This is a genomic window from Bradyrhizobium sp. MI1.4 (assembly GCF_055811315.1).
Genome location: NZ_JBVVPP010000170.1, coordinates 1 through 299 on the forward strand (window position 1 = coordinate 1; position 299 = coordinate 299).

The window sequence follows — 299 nt, forward strand, 5'->3', positions numbered from 1 at the left end:
CCGACTGCGCTGGCTGCGACCGAGTACTTGTTGTTGTCGAAGCGCACCAGGCAGGTCTTCGAGACCGATGCCGTCACCGCGTGGAAGCCGTCGAAGCGGCCGGCATAGGGAACGAGTTTGGGGCGTTCGGCTTCGAACACTTCCCAGATCATCTGATCGGCCAGCTCCGGATGGCGATGAGCCTTGGCGTAGGCGATGCATTTGTCGAGCAGCCAGGCGTTCAACTCGTCGAGGTTTTTGAACCGCAGCCGCGGCGTGAAGAAGCGTTCCCGGACCAGCCCGACCTGGTTCTCGACCTG

1 protein-coding gene is annotated in these 299 nt (G+C 62.2%); it reads right to left on the minus strand.

What is annotated here, in order from left to right; all coding sequences use genetic code 11:
• A partial coding sequence (locus tag AC0L23_RS40135) for a Mu transposase domain-containing protein (protein ID WP_473358444.1) occupies window positions 1-299 on the minus strand: 299 nt, incomplete at both ends.